This is a genomic window from Paenibacillus gansuensis (assembly GCF_042684925.1).
Classification (GTDB): Bacteria; Bacillota; Bacilli; order Paenibacillales; family DY6; genus Paenibacillus_N; species Paenibacillus_N gansuensis.
In genome coordinates this window covers 781463-801645 of record NZ_JBHUME010000007.1, presented here as the reverse complement: position 1 = coordinate 801645, position 20183 = coordinate 781463, and the positions used below count along the sequence as shown (strand labels likewise).

Below are 20183 nucleotides of genomic sequence, written 5' to 3'. Positions count from 1 at the left end.
CTAAGTATTTGCTCTCCCACAGTACCTGTTGCTGAAATAAATTAATATGAACCTACTATTCATTCGTCTTAACATAAATCTACCTTACTACACAAGCGCATTACTTCCCGATATATCAAGAAAAGCTTCGTTAGAAGCTCTCTCGGATGTATATGTGGTATGCAATAGCACTGTTAGGAGTTAAAACGTTCCACTAGCAAAGGCTGAAGCTGTTTACCTTCCAATGCCGCCTCACATGTCTCCATGATAAGATCCATGCGTGCGACAAGGGAATTCGGTTTCGCCTTGGGCGCATCCTGGCCATATGGTACAAAATAAATATTCTTGGTTACCAGCAGCTTAGCTATATTCGCTGCATTCAGCCCCAAGCCGTCATTCGTGGAAATAGCAAGGACAAGTGGCCGTTGATTTCTCATTTGGGCTTTGGCCGCCATCAATACCGGTCCGTCCGTCATAGCGTTCGCCAGCTTGCTTGTCGTATTGCCGGTACAAGGGGCAATCACCATAACATCCAATAATTTGGAAGGCCCTAGCGGCTCCGCGTCTACGATTGTAGAAATAATATCATTCCCTGTTATATCTTTCAACTGTTTTTGCCAATTTTCCGAGGTGCCGAAACGAGTATCCGTAGTAAGAATTGTCTGTGAAACAATCGGCACCACCTTGGCGCCGGCATCTATAAACCTCTGGATTTGCGGCATCACTTCCGCAAACGTACAATGTGATCCCGACAGCGCATAGCCAACCGTCTTCCCTTGCCAATTCATTGCGCATTCCCCCGCTCTAGTGAATCTTCCAATATCAACTGGCTTAAGCAGTTCGCTAGAATACGACCGGCCGTCTTAGGAGCGACGATCCCCGGCAGTCCGGGGGCCAACATGGCCTTCACTCCGCGCCTTTCAGCGTAACGGAAATCCGTTCCGCCGGGGGCTGAAGCCAAGTCGATAATCACGGCACGGTGTGGGAGATTGACTATGATTTGCGCTGTGACTATCATATTCGGTATCGTATTAAAAAGCAAGTCGACATTGGAGACTTGATTCAGCAAATCTTTTGTATAAAAAGGCTCGAAACCCATCTCCACAGCACGCGCATAATGTTCATCCTTCCGCACGCCTACTTTGACTTTAGCTCCCAGACCCTGAAGTGTTCTCGCTAACGTGAAGCCGGTTCGTCCAAGACCCAACACCATACATTGGGACCCGTGAATCGTGATGTCGGTGTTCTGAATCGCCATCATAACCGCACCTTCAGCCGTGGGAATCGAATTATATATAGCAACATCATCCCTGTCGAGAAGTTCCACCAGGCGGAGCCCGTGTTTCGTGCACGAATGTTTCAGAAAGCTTTTGGCCATACCGGTAAACACAGTGGCTTCTTTAGGAATTTGCGATGAAATAGCATCCTCCCAGTATAGTTCCTGCGTAGAGAAGACAGTGCTGATCCGTCCCGCATCGTCCGTACCAACCACCGGCAAGATAACCGCGTTTGCTCCTTGTACTGCCTCTGCGGTCCAATCAGCCCGGGAAACCCCACCGAATTGCCGCTGTAAATTGTCAAAACCGATTAATGTGACCGTAGCATCCCATTCGGAGAGCTGCTGAATGACTTCAAGCATTCTCGCATCGCCCCCGACGCATACCACATGAATACCGGTTAACATCAGGCACCTTTCCTCCTTCGCTGCCGATCTATACTCACATCTTATGCTCGCGCCCAAAAAGGGTTACTGCCCCTGGAAACAGAAAAAAGCACCTTTCCCCATCGGGAAAAGTGCCTATCGCGAAATTATTTCGTACCTGTATGTCCAAACCCGCCGGAGCCGCGCACGGTTTCAGATAGTTCATCGACTTCGGTTAACTCAACTCTCGGAACCACTTGAAACACCATTTGTGCGATCCGTTCATTGCGGGTTAACCGGAACGGTTCTGTACCATGATTAATCAGCAGCACTTTCACTTCTCCGCGGTAATCCGCGTCGATCGTGCCCGGAGAGTTTAAAGCAGTGATTCCATGCTTGTATGCAAGTCCGCTCCGCGGTCTGATTTGGGCTTCCAGCTCTGCCGGCATGCTCATCGCAAAACCGGTCGGCACCAAAATCCGTTCTCCCGGTGCTATCACCGTGTCTTCCCCAACGGCTGCATATAGATCGAAACCCGCTGCAAGCTCAGACATTTTTTGAGGCAGAGACAGATCCTCGTTCCCCGGCAGTTTCTTCAACTCCACTTTATAGAACAAGCTGATCCCTCCTGAACCCCGATATAACCTGGTCGGATTGGCCCACCATAGCCAAGGCGAAAGGCTTGCTGAAAACCGTCTGATACAACGAAGCAATTTCGTCCATAGTTACGGCGTCAATCCGCTCAATGATTTCATCCAGCGTCAAATGACGGCCAAGCAAGAGCTCGTTCTTACCCATCCGGTTCATCCGGCTGCTTGTACTTTCCAGGCTTAAGATCAAGCTGCCTTTGAGCTGTTCTTTGCCTTTGTGCAGTTCCGCAGCAGTCATCCCGTTACGAACCAGGTCATTCATCACTTCCATCGTCACTTCCAGCACTTCTTTCGTTTGTTTCGGAGCGGTACCCGCATAGAGTGTAAACAAACCGCTGTCTAGATGTGCGCTGTGATAAGAATAGACGGAGTAAGCTAAGCCCCGCTTCTCGCGGATTTCCTGGAACAACCGGGAGCTCATCCCCCCCCCGATCGTATTGTTCAAGATGATCATTCCATAAATACGCGGATCAGCCAGTGAACAGCCTTCGAACGAAAGGCAGATGTGATTCTGCTCTGTAGCTTTCTCATGGAACAATAAGCCGCCGTCGAAATCAGGTTTGATTAACACATCCTGCTCGCCTGCGTTACTGAACTGTCCAAAATGGGCTTCTACCAGTTCAAGAATGCTGCTCTCTTCAATATTTCCGGCAATGGAAAGTACCGTGTTGCCGATGTGGTAATTTTCCTTCATATACTGTCTGAGGTCGTCCGACTGTAGCTGCGTCAAAATCTCCTCAGTCCCTAAAATCGGGGAGGCCAGCGGGTGCGTACTATAAGCTGCTTTGGTAATCAGATCGTGCACCATATCATCCGGCGTATCTTCATACATCGAAATTTCTTCCAATATAACGTTCTTTTCCTTCTCCAGTTCCTCGCGGTCGAACTGTGAATGGAAGAACATATCGGAAAGCACGTCCATCGCTAAAGGAAGATGCTGATCCAGCACCTTGGCATAGTAACAAGTATACTCCTTGGATGTAAAAGCGTTCACGTTTCCGCCAATGCCGTCAAATACCTCCGCAATCTCTTGCGCGCTGTAACGCTCTGTACCTTTGAACAGCATATGCTCAATAAAATGGGATATCCCGTTATTAATCTCCTTCTCGTTGCGCGAACCCGTTTTGACCCAGATGCCAAATGTGACAGAACGCAAGGAAGGGATGGGTTCCAGTACCACCCTTAAACCGTTAGCTAACCGATGCTTTATCAATAGGGATCCTCCTATAAATGCTTATACTTCATGATTCTATCAAAAAGCAAACGTATCCTCAACTTTAGGTACCCTTGCAGGCGAAAGCAGCTCGCTGACAGTGCCCAGAACATACCCTTTCCGTTTAATATTACGGATCATTTCCGGCAGTGCCTGGCTTGATGCGCTTGTTGGGTGCATCAAGATCATGGATCCTGCCTCCACTCTGGTGCTGATCTTACGGATAACGGATGCGGGAGATGGATTCGTCCAATCTACGGTATCAAGTGTCCACAGTACGGTTTGCAGGTTCATGCTTTTGGCTATGTTTACAGTCTCTTGGTCGAAATCTCCTGAAGGAGGTGCAAATAATTTGTTGTTGACACCAATTTCCCTCAAAAGTTTCTCCGTCTTTATAATTTCCTCACGGGCTCTGCTTTCAGTAAGCTGGCTCATGTTTTTGTGGGAGTAGGCGTGGTTTGAAAGCTCGTGACCCTGGGCCAATATTTCCTTAGCGGTCTCTTTATGAGACTTCAGCCAAGTCCCGTCCAGAAAAAACGTCGCTTGCACATGTTCCTCTTTCAATGTTTTCAACATAACGGGGAGGAACTCGTCCCCCCAGGCAACATTGATCATGAGAGAGACCATCGGCTTTCTAGGATTTCCTTTATAGACAGGGTTAGGAGGAAGTTGCGACAAGTCAACGGAAGCCGGAATTTCCCGGTAAACAATCTGCAGCTGATCCTGAGGACCTTTGTCTGCATTTATGCGGTGCGTCCGTGCAATATCAACTTCTAATCCGTTGTAGCCCGGAATCGCCTTCCAGACCCGGTCCACTCTGGCATCAATCGGTTTGACATACTGTTTGGCAGCCTCTTCTCGGATGCGTAACAATAGCCGGTCATCTGATAGTGCAGCTGCAGTGATGGATTGTTTATGGCTTGATTTCACAAAAGCTGTATATTCTCCGATAGGACCGGGCATGGTGAAAACTCCGAAACTGATTACGGCAGTGCATAGGATAACCCAAACTTTTTTTCCGTTCATCACTGGACTCCTCCAACTTCAAGCGGCCCGTCCGATCCGCAGGGGATTTGTCCTATTTGTATGATAACCATTTCCTGTTTATGCAAAATAAAAAAGAGTCAGATGCGACTCTGGCTCTTCTTCGTTATTGTAATCGGATTAGGCTTTAGCCGGCGCTTCTGCAGCCGGAGGCGTCATCGTAGCTTTGCGGGAAAGATTTACCCGGCCTTGCTGGTCAATTTCCGTAACCTTCACCGTAATCTGATCGCCGATCTTCACGACATCTTCGGTTTTAGCTACACGTTCCGTAGAAAGCTGCGAAATATGAACTAACCCCTCTTTGCCTGGAAGGATTTCTACGAACGCCCCGAACTTCTCTACACGTTTCACGGTACCGAGGTACGTTTCGCCGACAACCACTTCTTTAACAATTCCTTCAATGATGCTTCTGGCTTTATTATTCATTTCTTCATTAGAAGAAGCAATGAATACTCTGCCGTCCTGCTCGATATCGATTTTTACGCCGGTTTCTTCAATGATCTTGTTAATAATTTTGCCGCCTGCACCAATGACATCGCGGATTTTATCCGGATTGATCTGCATCGTAACGATTTTCGGAGCGTATTTGGATAAGCTCTTTTTCGGTTCTTGGATACGCGCCGTCATTTTGTCCAAAATGAACAAACGGCCTTCTCTGGCTTGTTCCAATGCTTCCTTCAAAATGCTGCGGTCGATGCCGTCAATCTTAATGTCCATCTGAATAGCAGTGATCCCTGCAGCCGTACCGGCAACTTTAAAGTCCATATCTCCAAGATGGTCTTCCATCCCTTGAATATCAGTCAGTATCGAAACTTGGGAACCGTCTTTAATAAGGCCCATTGCAATTCCCGCTACGGGAGCTTTAATCGGCACCCCTGCATCCATCATCGCCAGGGTGCTTGCGCAAATCGAAGCCTGGGACGTAGATCCGTTCGATTCGATAACTTCGGATACCAGACGAATCGTATAAGGGAATTCCACTTCATTCGGAATTACCTTAGACAAGGCACGTTCGCCCAATGCGCCGTGCCCGATTTCGCGGCGACCCGGAGCGCGGAGTGGTCTCGCTTCCCCGACGGAGAAAGGAGGGAAATTGTAATGGTGCATAAAGCGTTTCGTTTCTTCCGGGGAAATGCCGTCCAAAATTTGTACGTCTCCCAATGCGCCCAAAGTACATACGCTTAGTGCCTGGGTTTGTCCGCGGGTGAACAAGCCGGAACCGTGCGTACGAGGCAGCAGCGAGATGTCGCAGTCGATCGGGCGGATTTCGTTCAAGCCGCGTCCGTCCGGACGAACTTTGTCATGCGTAATCAAGCGGCGCACTTCTTCTTTCACGATATCATAAAGGACTTCATGTACATCTTTCATAAGCTCAGGTGTTTCCGCGTATACTTCGGAGAAATGCTCTGCTGCTTCCTTCTTAATGGTGTCGATTGCTTCGGAGCGTGCCTGCTTCTCCTCGATCCGAACAGCTTCGACAAGTCTATTCATGGCATAAGCACGGACTTCATCATTCACCTTGGCATTTACTTCATGCAGTTTTACAGCCATCTTCGGCTTTCCTGCCGCCTCAGTGAATTGCTCGATGATGCTTACGATATTCTTGATTTCATCATGTCCGAACATGATTGCTTCAAGCATTACGTCTTCCGCTACTTCGTTGCCTTCCGCTTCCACCATCATAATCGCGTCTTTCGTTCCTGCAACGACACAGTATACATCACTTTGCTCTTCCTGTTCAGGAGTCGGGTTGATGATGAACTTGCCGTCAATACGGCCGACAATAACGCCGCCGATCGGACCGTTGAACGGAACGTCGGAGATGCTCAACGCTGCGGAAGTACCGATCATTGCAGCGATTTCAGGAGAGCAATCCTGGTCTACGCTCATGACAAGATTCAATACTTGTACATCATTACGGAACCCTTCCGGGAACAAAGGTCTAATCGGACGGTCCGTCAAACGGCTGGACAGAATGGCTTTCTCGCTTGGTCTGCCTTCTCTCTTAATAAATCCGCCTGGAATTTTACCTACTGCATAGAGGCGTTCTTCATAATTTACGGTTAACGGGAAAAAGTCTAAATCTTTTGGTTCCGATGATGCCGTTACGGTACATAACACAACTGTATCTCCGTAGCGAACGGTCACTGCCGCGTTCGCCTGCTTGGCCAATCTGCCGGTTTCCAAGACCAGCTTGCGGCCGCCAAGGTTCATTTCTATCGTTTTTTCCATGGGATCCCTCCTTAGTAACTCACACTACTTCTGCATAATGGTCAGTATTTCCTTCTCACGGCAAAAACATGAAGCAGCCGCGGATATTTATGTACATTACAAAAAGCAACCTTACTGACAGCCCGGACGGGTGCCCGGACTTGAGGTCAGCATGGGTTGCTTCTTTACGGTTACGTATATTATCTACGCAAGCCAAGTTTGGCGATCAGAGAGCTGTAACGGGTAACGTTCTTGTTCTTCAGGTAAGACAACAGTTTACGGCGTTGGCCAACCATCTTCAGCAAACCGCGGCGGGAATGGTGGTCTTTCTTGTGAATCCGCAGGTGGTTCGTCAGGTTCACAATGTTCTCCGTCAAAATTGCAACTTGCACTTCAGGAGATCCTGTGTCGGACTCGTGAGTTTTGTGCTCTTGGATCAGTTGTGTCTTGCGCTCTTGTGTCAATGCCATCGTAGGGCACCTCCTATAAAATGTTTGTAATCGCCGATAGCCCAGCCGATCGTCGGAAGTAGAACGAATCTCCAAGCTACGGTTAATGCCGCAGAGTTCAAATAAGCTGTGTTAACGGCAACGTAGTAAAGTATAGCATATTTTTGCTTTAAAAGTAAAATGATTTCGCCGTCTGTGCATCTTTACCGATTTGATCGATTAATTCCTGAACGGAAGAAAATTTGCGTTCGGCGCGGATAAAGCTCAAAAAATCCACCCTGACGGTTTCCCCGTAAATGGACCTGTCAAAATCAAACAAGTGCACTTCAAGGCTAGGTACCGTATTCTCTGTAAAAGTCGGCTTCACTCCGATATTCATTACGCCGCCGAACCTTTTATCACCTATATAAGCCCGCACGGCATAAACGCCCTTAGCAGGAACGATAAATGGTTCATGCAGCTTAAGATTTGCAGTTGGGAAACCAATCGTTCTCCCGCGCTGATCTCCGCCTACCACTTCCCCGTACAGCGAATACGGTCTTCCTAATAACTCTGCTGCTTCGCTTACATTGCCCTTCTCGAGAAGGTTCCTTATGCGGGTAGAACTTACTTTCTCCCCTTCCGCCATATAAGGCGGGACCATGTCTACGTTGATGTCAGGAAGGCAAAACTCCCGGAGAGTGGATACGGAACCCGCACCCCGGTAACCGAAGTTAAAATCAAACCCGACAACAATAGTATGCAGGCCCATAGGGATCAACATGTCGGAAATGAACGTTTCCGGCGCAAGTTTTGCAAACTCAGGTGTAAACTTAACGACATATGCCGTATCCACACCCATTTGTTCAAACAGACGAAGTTTCTCCTCTAGAGGTGTTAAATACTGTCCGTATTGGGACAATCCCAGAATTTCTCTCGGATGAGGATGAAACGACATGATCGCTACAGGAAGTTGTTCTTCGCGGCCAATCCGCAAAGCTCTGCGGATGACATCCTGGTGCCCCCGATGGGTACCGTCAAAGTCACCGATTGCCAGAACCTGCCTGCTGCTATCTGAGGGCAGAAGTGCCCGGTCGAGCGGAAAACCCAAATGAATGATCTTCAAATCCATCACACCTAACTTTAGTCAAACTAAACTTGATCTGAATAAATTTTCACGGGGACCAGCCGTTGTACAGATGGATCCAGTTGATAGAATCCAACCAGCTTTTCCTGTTCGGTAAAGGCCGCAATGACATCTCGCTCATTCCCGGTAATCCCGCTGACAAAGGAAACCGGCAGTTTCTGGCCTTGCAGCGCTTGTTTCAATCTGGAATCAAGAATTACCATTCTCGGCATATGAGAAACCATACGTTCAACGGGAATGAGTAATGAACTGATATCACCTGTTTCTTGCGCCTTCTGAATCTGATCCAGCGTGTAACATTGGTCCATGGAAATATGTCCTGTTGAAGTCCGGGTCAGTTCGGCCATCGCAGCTGGATATCCTAAAGCTTTGCCGATGTCTACGCACAGTGTCCTGATGTATGTTCCTTTGGAACATTTGACGCGGAAGCGGATATCGGGATGCTGCTTGTCCAGCTTCAATTCTAGGATGTCGATGGAATAGATAAAAACTTGACGGGCCTTCCTTTCGACAACCTCTCCTTGACGGGCCAGCTCATATAAACGTTTCCCGTCCACTTTTACTGCAGAGTACATAGGCGGAACCTGTGAGATCTCACCTAAAAAATTCCCGACGGCAGAGCGGATTTGTGATTCCGTCAATGTTACCGAATCCACCGAAGAAACGATTTCCCCTGTCATGTCTTCTGTGTCGGTTGACACTCCGATACGCAGCACGGCCTCGTACTCTTTCGGCAGCTCTTGTATATATTCCACCAGCTTCGTAGCTCTCCCGATACATAACGGAAGCACACCGGTTACCTGGGGGTCCAGGGTACCAGTGTGCCCAATCCGTTTCATACGTAAAATGCGCCTGGCTTTCGCCACGACATCATGGGAGGTGAAGCCTACCGGCTTAAGAACCGGCAATACTCCGTCCAAGCTCATTCTAACGCACTCCTAACACAATTCACAACTTCTTGAATGACCTGCTCTAATGGTCCTTGTACGGTGGCTCCCGCAGCACGGACATGCCCTCCGCCGCCGAAGCTTTTCGCGATCACAGCAACATCGGCCTTGCCTGCAGAACGAAATCCCACTTTATAGGTGTCTTTGCCCGTCTCTTTAAATAAGAGGCCGACTTCAACCCCCTCGATATTCCGGGGATAATTTACAATACCTTCAAAATCTTCATTGGTCGCATTCGAATCCTTCATGTCAGCTGCAGTCACCATTACCCACGCGATTTGCTTATCTTCAGTGAATGCCAGGGTAGACAAAGCTTTCTTCAAAAGAAGAATATGCGCCAAGGAAGACTTCTCCAAAAGCTCGTTAGCAAGCTCATGGCCGTTTACACCCAAGCGGAGCATCTCTGCAGCAATATTCATTACATGCGATGTCGTATTGGAATATCGGAAACCGCCGGTATCGGTAAGTAATCCGGTATAAATCGCAGTGGCTAAAGAAACATTCCAATTTAGCTTCATCTCTTGAAACAAGTCATACAAAATTTCAACGGTAGCGGCGGCATCGGTACGAATCAAGTTCACTGCACCGAACTCGTCATTTGTAGGGTGATGGTCGATATTTAAAACGATGGCATCTTCCGTAAACATCGACGCGACAGAGCCGATTCTGGAATAATCCGCACAATCAACACTGATGATGTGCTTAAACTTACCTTTTGCCGGATTTTCAGACAGATTGACGATTTCACTGTACTTCGGAAGAAAGGATAATTTTCGTGGCACCGAGCCTTCATTGATAAGCAGAAAATTCTTTTGGAGCTGCTCAAGCAATAGCCCGATGGCTACGGTAGAACTTGCTGCATCCCCATCCGGTTGGATGTGGGATACAACAAGAAAATCATCATTCTCCTTCAGGAAACGTGCCGCCTCTTCCAACTGATTCCCATAAACAGCTGCACGGGCTGCCGAACCGCTCATTCGCTGTCCTCATCGCTGATTTTTTCCAAAAGCTTTTCAATCCGGCTGCCGTACTCGATCGACGAATCAAACTTAAATATCAGTTCCGGCTGATGACGCAGAAGCAGCTTGCGTCCAAGCTCTGAGCGAAGAAAGCCTTTGGCTTTCTCCAAAGCTTTCAGGGACTCGGCTTTCTGCTCATCACTGCCTAATACGCTAAAAAATACTTTAGCCTGAGACAAGTCGTTTGTGACCTCTACACCGGTAACTGTAATGAAACCTATGCGGGGATCCTTTAATTCGGTTTGAATGATTAAGCTTAGTTCCTTCTTAATCTGTTCGCCTACCCGGCCGACACGTACTTTAGCCATGGACGATCACCTCTTATCTTTCAACAGTTTCCATCACAAATGCTTCAATGATGTCGCCTTCTTTAATATCGGTGAATTTCTCAATCGTAATACCGCACTCGTATCCTTGAGCCACTTCTTTGGCATCGTCTTTGAAACGCTTCAGCGTATCGATCTTTCCAGTGAAGACCACTACATTGTCGCGAATAATACGTGTTTGCGAAGCACGTGTAATTTTGCCGTCGGTAACCATACAACCTGCAATTATCCCTTTGTTGATTTTGAAGATATTGCGCACTTCGGCATGGCCGATAATATTCTCTTTGAAAATTGGATCCAGCAAGCCTTTCATGGCCGCTTCGATCTCTTCGATGGCGTTGTAGATAACGCTGTGCAGACGGATGTCTACTTTCTCCTGTTCAGCCGTTGCTTTCGCAGCAGGTTCCGGTCGAACATTGAAACCGATGACGATCGAATTGGAAGCAGAAGCCAAACTGATATCGGATTCCGTAATAGCCCCTACACCGGAATGAAGGATTCTGACACGTGCGCCTTCGACTTCGATTTTTTGAAGGGAACTCTTCATTGCTTCGGAAGAACCGTGTACGTCTGCTTTAATGATGACGTTGAGCTCTTTCAATTCTCCGTCTTTAATGTGCTGGAACAAATCATCCAGCGTTACGCGCGTGTTGGCCGTAATCTCGGATTGACGCAGCGCTACCGTACGCTTCTCTGCAATATCGCGGGCTTTGCGCTCGTCCTCGAACACGATGAACGGATCGCCGGCAAGCGGCACTTCGGTCAAACCGGTTATCTCTATTGGGGTAGAAGGTCCTGCTTCTTTCAGACGGCGGCCCTTGTCGTTGACCATGGTTCTTACACGTCCGAAATAGACCCCTGCTACGAAAGCATCCCCTACTTTCAACGTACCGTGCTGAATGAGAACGCGCGCTACAGCTCCGCGGCCTTTGTCCAGCTCGGCTTCGACAACCGTACCTCTGGCCCGTTTGTTAGGATTTGCTTTATATTCATTGACCTCTGCAACGAGGAGTATTGTTTCCAGCAATTCATCCAAACCTTGACGCTGTTTCGCAGAAACCGGTACGAAAATCGTATCTCCGCCCCACTCTTCCGGAACCAGTTCATATTCAGTCAAGCTTTGTTTGATGCGGTCTGGATCTGCGCCTTCTTTATCCATCTTATTGATGGCGACGATGATCGGAACGTTAGCGGCTTTCGCATGGTTAATCGCCTCGATGGTTTGAGGCATAACGCCATCGTCTGCAGCAACAACCAGAATCGTGATATCGGTAACGGAAGCACCGCGTGCACGCATGGAAGTAAATGCCTCGTGACCCGGCGTATCCAGGAACGTAATCTTCTTGCCCTTCGCTTCAACTTGGTATGCCCCGATATGCTGGGTAATACCGCCTGCTTCTCCGCCAGTTACATTCGTTTCACGAATGGCGTCCAATAGAGTTGTTTTACCATGGTCGACGTGACCCATGATAGTAACAACCGGCGGACGTTCCATGAGGTTTTCTTCCTCATCCGTTTCTTCAAAATTCTCGAAACGGTCCTCTTCGACAACAATCTTCACTTCAACCTCTACACCAAACTCAGTGGCAAGAAGCTGAATGGCATCCAAATCCAACTCTTGATTAATCGTAGCCATCGTTCCAAGGAACATCAGCTTCTTAATGACTTCGGAAGCATCCTTGTGAAGAAGCTTCGCCGTCTCACCCACGGTCATGTTACCGCGGACGATAATTTTCTTAGGGGTGTTATCGATTTTCTCTTTCCGTTCTTGCGATTGGTGCTTGCCTTTGCCTCTGTTATTGCGGCTGTTAAAGCCTCCGCCGCGGTTGTTGCCGCCGAAGCCGGGTTTTCCGTCTTCAAAACGCTTGCCTGTTGGCTTCGCTTTGCGGTTTTGGGATTTCGGGTTCGATCCGGCAGCTCCCGCTCCTGAATCAGCAAAGCCCGGACGCGCTGCAGGTTTGGAATCCGCAGTCCGCCCTGGCTGCGAGGGACGCTGTCCCCCTCCAAACCGGTTACCGCCCTGACCTCCTTGGCCTCCTTGACCGGAGAACGTTCTTTGGCCGCCCTGACCTTGGCCTCCTTGGCCGGAGTATGTGCGCTGGCCGCCTTGACCTTGACCGCCTGTACGAGGCGCGCCTCCCTGGCCGCCGGTGCGCGGAGCACCGCCTTGGCCGTTGTTGGAACGCTGTCCGCCTTGGCTGCCCTGGCTGCTGCCGGAATAAGGTCTCTGACCTCCTTGGCCGCTTTGGCCGGAACGAGGTGCACCGCCTTGAGATGGACGGTTGTTGGATTGGGAACCTCCAGTCGAGCTGGTCCGGTTCTGATTGTAGCTTCCGCTTGAATTTCTATCATTAGGTTTTGTTGAATTCATATGTCCCTGTCTTTCTTGTGGCTGAGATCGACGTTCACCGGAGTTTGCGTCGTTGGTGCGGTCTTGCGAAATGCTGGTTGGTGCTGTGTCTCGCTGCGGCAGCGAAGAAACGGTCGAAACCGGTTTCTCTTCTGCTTTAGGCTGTGCCGGTGTGGAAGCTACTGTTTTGTCAGCAGACTTGCTTGGGTTAGCGCCCGGCGCCGGCTTAGATCCTTCGGATGCCCTCTTGGCAGCCGCATTCTGCTTGATATCGCGAAAGAATCCTTCCACGCGGGAAACCGCGTCATTCTCCATAACACTCATATGATTATTAACTGGAAGATTTAAGCGTTTAAGAATGGTAATGATTTCCTTGGAGCTCATATTTAACGATTTCGCATATTCGTAGACTCTAAGTTTATCTTTATTATCTTTCTCTTGTTTACTCAATATTCTCCACCTCCGCGGGTTGTTCCAAGCATTTCATCATCATCTTGGCAAAGCCCGGGTCCGTTACGGCCAGAACCACGCGATCCTCTTTGCCGATACTTACGCTGAGCTGTTCGCGACTCAGTTCTTCCGTATGCAGGACCTGGTAGGAACGGCATTTGTCCCTGTATTTCTTCTTGGCGTTGTCCGATGCGTCATGAGCTACAAAAACCAGCTTTGCAGAACCGGAACGGACCGCCTTCAACACATTCTCGTCACCGGAGAGAAGCTTTCCGGCCCTCAAGGCTAATCCCAGCTGATTCAGCAGTTTAGGAATCATCGTCATTCACCGCGTCTTTAGCTGCATTAAAGTCATCTTCCACCCGAATAAATTCCTGTTCGAGCTGATCATAAATTTCCGGGCTTACCGGCTGCTTCAGCGCCCGGTCCAGCGCCTTGCTTTTCTTCGCCAGTTTGAAGCAGGAAACTTTGCCGCACAGATAGGCGCCGCGCCCCGATTTCTTGCCCGTGAGGTCAATCAGGATCTGCTCATCAGGCGTGCGGACGATCCGAATCAGCTCTTTCTTCGGCATCATCTCTTGGCAGGCGACGCATTTGCGCAAAGGTATTTTTCTTGGCCTCACGTTATACCCTCCTTCGGAAACGGCGTGTAATTAGTCGATGCTGACAGAGTCCTGATGCATTAATTCCGTGCTAGTTTTGACTCTTCCATACTCTTGCTCAGCCTGCGTTTCGCTCTTGATGTCGATTTTCCAGCCTGTCAGCTTCGCAGCCAGACGGGCATTCTGTCCTTTAATACCGATCGCAAGCGAAAGCTGATAGTCGGGAACGATAACGCGGGCCATTTTCTCATTTTCAAAAACGGTCACTTCCACGACTTTGGACGGGCTTAACGCATTGGCTACGTACTCGTCGACATTTTCGGACCAGCGGACGATGTCAATCTTCTCGCCCTTCAGTTCATTCACAATTGTCTGGACACGCAGACCTTTAGGTCCTACGCAAGAACCTACTGGATCCACTTCAGGATTGCGGGAGTGAACGGCAATTTTCGAACGGAATCCCGCTTCGCGCGCAACGGAGCGAATTTCCACGACGCCGTCAAAAATCTCTGGAACCTCGAGCTCAAACAAGCGCTTCAGCAATCCGGGATGCGTCCGGGACAAAATAATCTGCGGTCCCTTTGTCGTGTTCTCCACCTTGGTAATATAGGATTTCACACGGTCGCCGTGGCTGAATTTCTCATTCGGCATCAATTCGTTAAGCGGCAGAGCCGCCTCGATTTTGCCAAGGTCAATGTAGATATTGCGCTGGTCCTGACGCTGAACGATACCCGTTACGATATCCTCTTCTTTGTCGATGAACGCGTTATAAATCAGGCCGCGCTCCGCTTCGCGAATACGCTGCGTAACAACCTGCTTGGCAGTTTGCGCTGCAATTCGCCCGAAGTCACGGGGTGTAACCTCGATTTCGGAAATGTCGTCGATCTGAAAGTTCGGATTCATTTCGCGGGCGGCATGCAGTGAAATTTCCAGACGCGGATCGAGTACATCCTCCACGACTGTCTTGCGGGCATATACCCGGATAACGCCCGTCATCCGGTTGATGTCGACGCGAACGTTCTGCGCCGTGTTGAAATTGCGTTTATAGCTGGAAATCAGGGCCGCTTCGATCGCTTCAATCAATATGTCCTTGCTGATCCCTTTCTCTCTTTCGATCTCCGACAGTGCTTCAATAAAATCCATGCTCATTGGAAAGTAGTTCCCCCTTATCAAAATTTCACATTAAAAAACGATGGCCAACCTTGCACTCGCCACTTTCTCGTAGGGCACCTCAACCGTCTTCTTCCCTGCCGCTATCTTCAGGACATCGCCTTCGAACGAAAGCAGCTTGCCTTCAAATTCCTTCGAGCCGGAAACTGGTTCATAAGTGGTAACGAAAACGTTCTTGCCCACCGCTTTAGCAACATCCTGCGGCTTCTTAAGCGGGCGTTCGGCGCCCGGCGATGATACCTCAAGGAAATAAGCATCCGGAATCGGGTCGGTTTCATCCAGCTTCGAGCTTAAAAACTCGCTGACGCGGCCGCAATCGTCAATATCAATGCCGCCTTCTTTGTCTACAAAGACCCGCAGAAACCAGTTGCTTCCTTCCTTCACGTATTCAATGTCGACCAATTCAAAACCATGCTCCTCTAAATAGGGTTGAACAATAGGTTCTACGATGGTTTTCGCCTGTGCTGAATTCAAAAATGTACCTCCTCGATAGTTTCAAATATGTATGAACCTATTCAAATAGGCTCTTATCAAAATGTAAAGAGTGGGTTTCCCCACTCTTCTGCAGTCGTTCTATACACATTATTACCAGAAAAATTATAACATAACATCACAGCTCTGACAAGGGCGTTCCCTTGACGCGAACGGTGGCAGGTAAGCAGGCAACAATTAGAATAAAGACAGCTGGTTGGACTCCGGCAGTCCGCGGAAGCAACCCATCCCCGTAAGGACTTCCACAATCGTTTTACTTGCCTTGGAACGCTGCTGGAAGTCTTCAATAGACAGGAAGTCTCCCCCCTCCTTCGCTGCGGCGATATTCCGTGCCGCATTATCACCGATGCCGCCGATGGCTGCAAACGGAGGAATCAGCGAATCCCCGTCGATAATAAATTTCGTAGCATCCGAGCGATATATATCAATCGGTTTGAAGGAGAACCCGCGAGCCGTCATTTCAAGCGCCATTTCAAGCAAGGATACCATGGCCTTCTCTTTAGGGAGCGCCTGGAAACCTTTTTCCTCAATTTCAATGAGTTTTCGCAAGATAGCTTCATATCCTTGACATAGCAGCTCCAAATCGAAATCCTCTGCCCGTACTGTAAAGTAGGTCGCGTAATAAGCAATCGGGTAATACACTTTAAAGTAAGCGGTCCGCACCGCAGAAATAACGTAGGCGGCGGCGTGCGCTTTCGGGAACATATACTCAATCCGAAGACAGGAGTCAATGTACCACTGAGGCACTTTATGCTTCTTCATGTCCTCGATCCATTCGTCGGTAAGCCCTTTACCTTTACGCACGCTTTCCGTAATCTTAAATGCCAGTCCGGCATCCATGCCTGCTTTATAGATAAGGAACAGCATGATATCGTCACGGCAGCCGATCACGGTTTTGATCGTACATTGACCTTTGCGGATCAGCTCCTGGGCATTGCCCAGCCACACGCCGGTACCGTGCGACAAGCCTGAAATCTGCAGCAAATCGGCAAACGTCTGCGGCTGCGTTTCCTGAAGCATCTGACGCACGAATTTGGTTCCCATTTCCGGCACCCCGTATGTCGCTACCGGCGTCCGAATCTGTTCCGGCGTTACATTCAACGCATGGGTTGAAGAGAAAATACTCATTACTTTAGGATCATTCATCGGTATCGTAGTCGGATCTACACCGGTTAGATCCTGCAGCATTCTCATCATCGTCGGATCATCATGGCCGAGAATATCAAGCTTTAGCAAATTGGCATCAAAAGCATGGTAATCAAAGTGTGTGGTCTTCCATTCGGCGTTTATATCATCCGCAGGGAATTGAACCGGAGTGATGTCTTCTACTTCAATGTAATCCGGGACAACGACAATACCGCCCGGATGCTGCCCGGTGCTCCGCTTTACGCCGGTACAGCCGTTCGCCAGCCTGGTGAGCTCGGCATTCCGCCATTTTTTGCCTTTCTCTTCTTCGTACTTCTTAGCAAAACCAAAAGCGGTTTTCTCTGCAACCGTACCGATGGTACCGGCACGGAACACGTTTTTGTCGCCAAACATGATCTTGGTGAAATTATGGGCCGTAGGCTGATATTCACCGGAGAAGTTCAAATCGATATCGGGAACCTTATCCCCTTTGAATCCCAGGAATGTCTCGAAGGGAATGTCCTGCCCTTCCCCTTTCATTTTCTCTCCGCACTTAGGGCAGTTCTTGTCCGGCAGATCGAATCCGCTCGGGTAGCTTCCGTCAAGGAACCACTCGCTGTACTGGCACTTGCACAGGTAATGCGCCGGCAGCGGGTTTACTTCGGATATCCCCAGGAACGTCGCTACTACGGAGGAGCCGACCGATCCCCTGGATCCGACCAGATATCCGTCCTGATTCGATTTTTTTACCAAGCGCTCAGAAATCAGATAGTTGGCGGAAAACCCGAATTTAATAATCGGAACAAGTTCCTTTTCGAGCCTTTGCACGACCACATCCGGAACAGGTTCGCCGTAAAGTCTTTTGGCGGTATCGTAACATGTATTGCGGATTTCATCATCTGCGCCTTCAATGATCGGAGTATACAGCTTGGTCGGGAACATTTCGATTTCTTCAAACCGGTCCGCCAGCTCCACCGTATTCTTAATGACCACCTCGTGCGCTTTCGTATCGCCAAGGAAGGCGAACTCAGCAAGCATTTCATCAGTAGTGCGGAAATGGACGTCAGGCTTGTTCTGATCCTTCAGCGGACTGAAGCCGGTAATGCCCTGGATCGTAATATCGCGGAAGATTTTCTCCCTTGGGTTAAGGTAATGGACATTGCCGGTTGCGATAACCGGTTTATTCAGCTTGTAGCCGATTTCGCACACTCTTTTCAGAGCTCCTTCAATTTCCTCACGGCTTCCCACGAGCCCTTTATCCACCAGATGCATATATAAACCGACCGGCTGGATTTCAAGAATATCGTAAAACTCCGCCACCTGCTCCGCCTCTTCAACCGACTTATTTAAGACGCTCTCAAAAAACTCGCCTTTTTCACATCCGGATACAATCAGCAGCCCTTCCCGAAGCTCCATCAGCTTGCTCTTAGGGATACATGCCACTTTATTAAAGTATTCCGTATGCGATAGAGAGATCAGCTTAAAGAGATTTTTCTTCCCGACCGCATTTTGTGCATAGATGCAGCAATGAAACGGCCGGGTGTTCTTCAAGTTCTTTCCTACAAAATCATTCAGCCTGGCCAGGTCCGTAATATTTGCCTGAACGGCGTCATTGATCAGATGAAACAGCACGTAACCTAGGGCTTCCGCATCGTCAACGGCGCGGTGATGATTTTCAAGCGACACTTTATATTTATCCGACAGCGTATTGAGCCGGTGATTTTTCAGGTTCGGATGCAGCAGACGCGCCATTTCCAAAGTATCAAGTACAGCATTATCCAGTTCTGGCATGCCTAAACTTTTCAGTGTGTGCTGAATGAAACCCATATCGAACCTTGCATTATGGGCCACGAGCACAGCATCCCCTACAAAAGCAGAGAACTCGCGGATACAAGGTTCAAGCTCCGGCGCATTCACTACCATGTCATCCGTAATATTAGTCAGCTGCTGAATATGATAAGGAATTTTCTCATGCGGATTCACAAAAGTGGCATACCGGTCGATTTCTTTGCCGTCCTTCATCTTCACGCCGGCAATCTCGATGATCTTGTTATTGACAACCGAAAGTCCCGTGGTCTCGATATCGAACACAACATATTCCGCTTCTTTCAGCGGCACTGGCACCGCATTTAACACGACGGGGACAGCATCGTTCACAACATTAGCTTCTACTCCGTAAATTACCTTGATACCGTTCTTCTTGGCGGCTTTGTAAGCATCCGGAAAACATTGAACTCCGCTGTGATCCGTTACGGCAATCGCTTTGTGTCCCCACTTGGCGGCAGTTTTCACATACTCCCCGATCGGTGTTATACCGTCCATCGTACTCATCGAAGTATGCAAATGAAACTCTACACGCTTCTCTTCCGCTTTGTCCTTGCGTTCCCCCGGAGGCACCACCTCGTTAATATCATTAGGAATCATCACAAGCTCAGGCACCTGCATAAAACGGTCATACTCCACCTTGCCGCGGCATTTGATCCATTTTCCGTTAGAGAGAAGGTTCAGTATTTTGACGTCTTCCTTATTCTTCGCAAACACCTTCAACTGCAGGGAGTCCGTAAAATCAGTCAAATTAAAAGTGAAGAGAGTCATGCCGTTACGGAGCTCTTTCTGTTCCAAATTGAACACAGTGCCCTGAATTGCTATTTTCTTCTCCTCATCGGTAATCTGCTGCAGAGGTACCGGCTGGTCTTTAATCTCGTTGCCGATCCACAGTTTCAAGTCCTGCTCGGGCAGATCCGAGTCTTCAGACTCTGACTGTACGGCCGTTATAAGCTGTTGTACAACATGCCGTTCCTCTTGCTCGATTTTCTGCATGAACTTCTCATAATCCTCGGGATTCGACTCTCCCAATGAAAGCTTCACCTGCAGGTTACGGGAAAAATATTGCGAATAATACCGCTGAATCCATTGGTCCACATTTTTCTTTTTGGCAAGCTCCAGCGACATCGAATCTACCAAGGCTGCGGTGAGCAAATTCCCGTTCACTTCAATCCTTCCGGATTTCAGCCATCCGTTCACCGAAGGTACTTCTTTTTGAACCCAATCCAGAAACAGGTTCCAATATTCCTGTACGACATGAGCGTCCTCAACGGCTGAACCGTATTGCAGCACGAAACGCACTTTGGCAATATGCGATAGTTTATCATGTACGAGCTTACAGAAGGTTCGGTAGACCGGATGAGGAACCAGCGTTTCTTTGGATAGATAAAATGTCCATTCCCGGTTCGTCTTGCTGATTTCCACCTTGTCGATATACCCTTCCGAAAAATAGGTTTCTATCATCTCCATCGGGATTTCCGACTGCTTCATGAGCAGCTCGAAGCGATTCCTCTTTTCGGTAAGTTGGCTCACGATGTTTCCCCCTCTATAACTCTAGTAAACT

17 protein-coding genes are annotated in these 20183 nt (G+C 48.8%); all 17 read right to left on the bottom strand.

Annotated elements, in window-relative coordinates; all coding sequences use genetic code 11:
- Positions 1–173 precede the first annotated feature (173 nt).
- The 17 genes from ACFSUF_RS11545 to ACFSUF_RS11465 all read right to left on the bottom strand — a co-directional run bounded on the left by ACFSUF_RS11545 (position 174) and on the right by ACFSUF_RS11465 (position 20152).
- Positions 174–767 (bottom strand): dipicolinate synthase subunit B, encoded by a 594-nt coding sequence (locus ACFSUF_RS11545; RefSeq protein WP_377602951.1) that lies wholly within the window; start codon positions 765–767, stop codon positions 174–176.
- Positions 764–1663, bottom strand: a complete 900-nt coding sequence (gene dpsA / locus ACFSUF_RS11540) for a dipicolinate synthase subunit DpsA (RefSeq protein WP_377602949.1) — start codon at positions 1661–1663, stop codon at positions 764–766. The genes ACFSUF_RS11545 and dpsA overlap by 4 nt, the downstream gene beginning before the upstream one ends.
- A gap of 125 nt (positions 1664–1788) precedes the next feature.
- A complete protein-coding gene (gene dut, locus ACFSUF_RS11535) occupies positions 1789–2238 on the bottom strand; it encodes a dUTP diphosphatase (RefSeq protein ID WP_377602947.1) in 450 nt (149 codons plus the stop codon).
- Positions 2228–3484, bottom strand: a complete 1257-nt coding sequence (locus tag ACFSUF_RS11530) for a M16 family metallopeptidase (protein ID WP_377602945.1) — start codon at positions 3482–3484, stop codon at positions 2228–2230. Before ACFSUF_RS11530 ends, dut begins: the two co-directional genes overlap by 11 nt.
- A gap of 39 nt (positions 3485–3523) precedes the next feature.
- Positions 3524–4510, bottom strand: a complete 987-nt coding sequence (locus tag ACFSUF_RS11525; RefSeq protein ID WP_377602943.1) for a polysaccharide deacetylase family protein — start codon at positions 4508–4510, stop codon at positions 3524–3526.
- A 138-nt stretch (positions 4511–4648) separates the two neighbouring features.
- Positions 4649–6760 (bottom strand): polyribonucleotide nucleotidyltransferase, encoded by a 2112-nt coding sequence (gene pnp / locus ACFSUF_RS11520; RefSeq protein ID WP_377602941.1) that lies wholly within the window; start codon positions 6758–6760, stop codon positions 4649–4651.
- Between the two features lie 179 nt (positions 6761–6939).
- Positions 6940–7209 (bottom strand): 30S ribosomal protein S15, encoded by a 270-nt coding sequence (gene rpsO, locus ACFSUF_RS11515; RefSeq protein WP_377602939.1) that lies wholly within the window; start codon positions 7207–7209, stop codon positions 6940–6942.
- A gap of 148 nt (positions 7210–7357) precedes the next feature.
- A complete protein-coding gene (locus tag ACFSUF_RS11510) occupies positions 7358–8299 on the bottom strand; it encodes a bifunctional riboflavin kinase/FAD synthetase (RefSeq protein ID WP_377602938.1) in 942 nt (313 codons plus the stop codon).
- 20 nt (positions 8300–8319) lie between these two features.
- Positions 8320–9240, bottom strand: coding sequence for a tRNA pseudouridine(55) synthase TruB (gene truB / locus ACFSUF_RS11505; protein WP_377602937.1), 921 nt, complete (start codon positions 9238–9240; stop codon positions 8320–8322).
- On the bottom strand, positions 9237–10238 hold the full coding sequence (locus tag ACFSUF_RS11500) for a DHH family phosphoesterase (RefSeq protein ID WP_377602936.1): 1002 nt from the start codon (positions 10236–10238) through the stop codon (positions 9237–9239). The genes truB and ACFSUF_RS11500 overlap by 4 nt, the downstream gene beginning before the upstream one ends.
- The gene (gene rbfA, locus ACFSUF_RS11495) at positions 10235–10588 is read right to left on the bottom strand and encodes a 30S ribosome-binding factor RbfA (protein WP_377602935.1); all 354 of its coding nucleotides are present in this window, start codon (positions 10586–10588) and stop codon (positions 10235–10237) included. Before rbfA ends, ACFSUF_RS11500 begins: the two co-directional genes overlap by 4 nt.
- A 13-nt stretch (positions 10589–10601) precedes the next feature.
- On the bottom strand, positions 10602–13406 hold the full coding sequence (infB, locus tag ACFSUF_RS11490; RefSeq protein ID WP_377602934.1) for a translation initiation factor IF-2: 2805 nt from the start codon (positions 13404–13406) through the stop codon (positions 10602–10604).
- Entirely contained in the window at positions 13399–13725 is a 327-nt protein-coding gene (locus tag ACFSUF_RS11485) for a L7Ae/L30e/S12e/Gadd45 family ribosomal protein (RefSeq protein WP_377602933.1), read from the bottom strand. The genes infB and ACFSUF_RS11485 overlap by 8 nt, the downstream gene beginning before the upstream one ends.
- The gene (rnpM, locus tag ACFSUF_RS11480) at positions 13715–14029 is read right to left on the bottom strand and encodes an RNase P modulator RnpM (protein WP_377602932.1); all 315 of its coding nucleotides are present in this window, start codon (positions 14027–14029) and stop codon (positions 13715–13717) included. Before rnpM ends, ACFSUF_RS11485 begins: the two co-directional genes overlap by 11 nt.
- A 30-nt stretch (positions 14030–14059) precedes the next feature.
- Positions 14060–15157 carry a transcription termination factor NusA gene (gene nusA, locus ACFSUF_RS11475; protein WP_377602931.1) on the bottom strand — a complete coding sequence of 366 codons (1098 nt, stop codon included), beginning with the start codon at positions 15155–15157 and terminating at the stop codon, positions 14060–14062.
- A gap of 33 nt (positions 15158–15190) precedes the next feature.
- Positions 15191–15652, bottom strand: a complete 462-nt coding sequence (rimP, locus tag ACFSUF_RS11470) for a ribosome maturation factor RimP (protein WP_377602930.1) — start codon at positions 15650–15652, stop codon at positions 15191–15193.
- Positions 15653–15847: 195 nt separating this feature from the next.
- Positions 15848–20152: a PolC-type DNA polymerase III gene (locus ACFSUF_RS11465; protein ID WP_377602929.1), complete on the bottom strand. Its 4305-nt coding sequence runs from the start codon at positions 20150–20152 to the stop codon at positions 15848–15850.
- Positions 20153–20183: the final 31 nt, after the last annotated feature.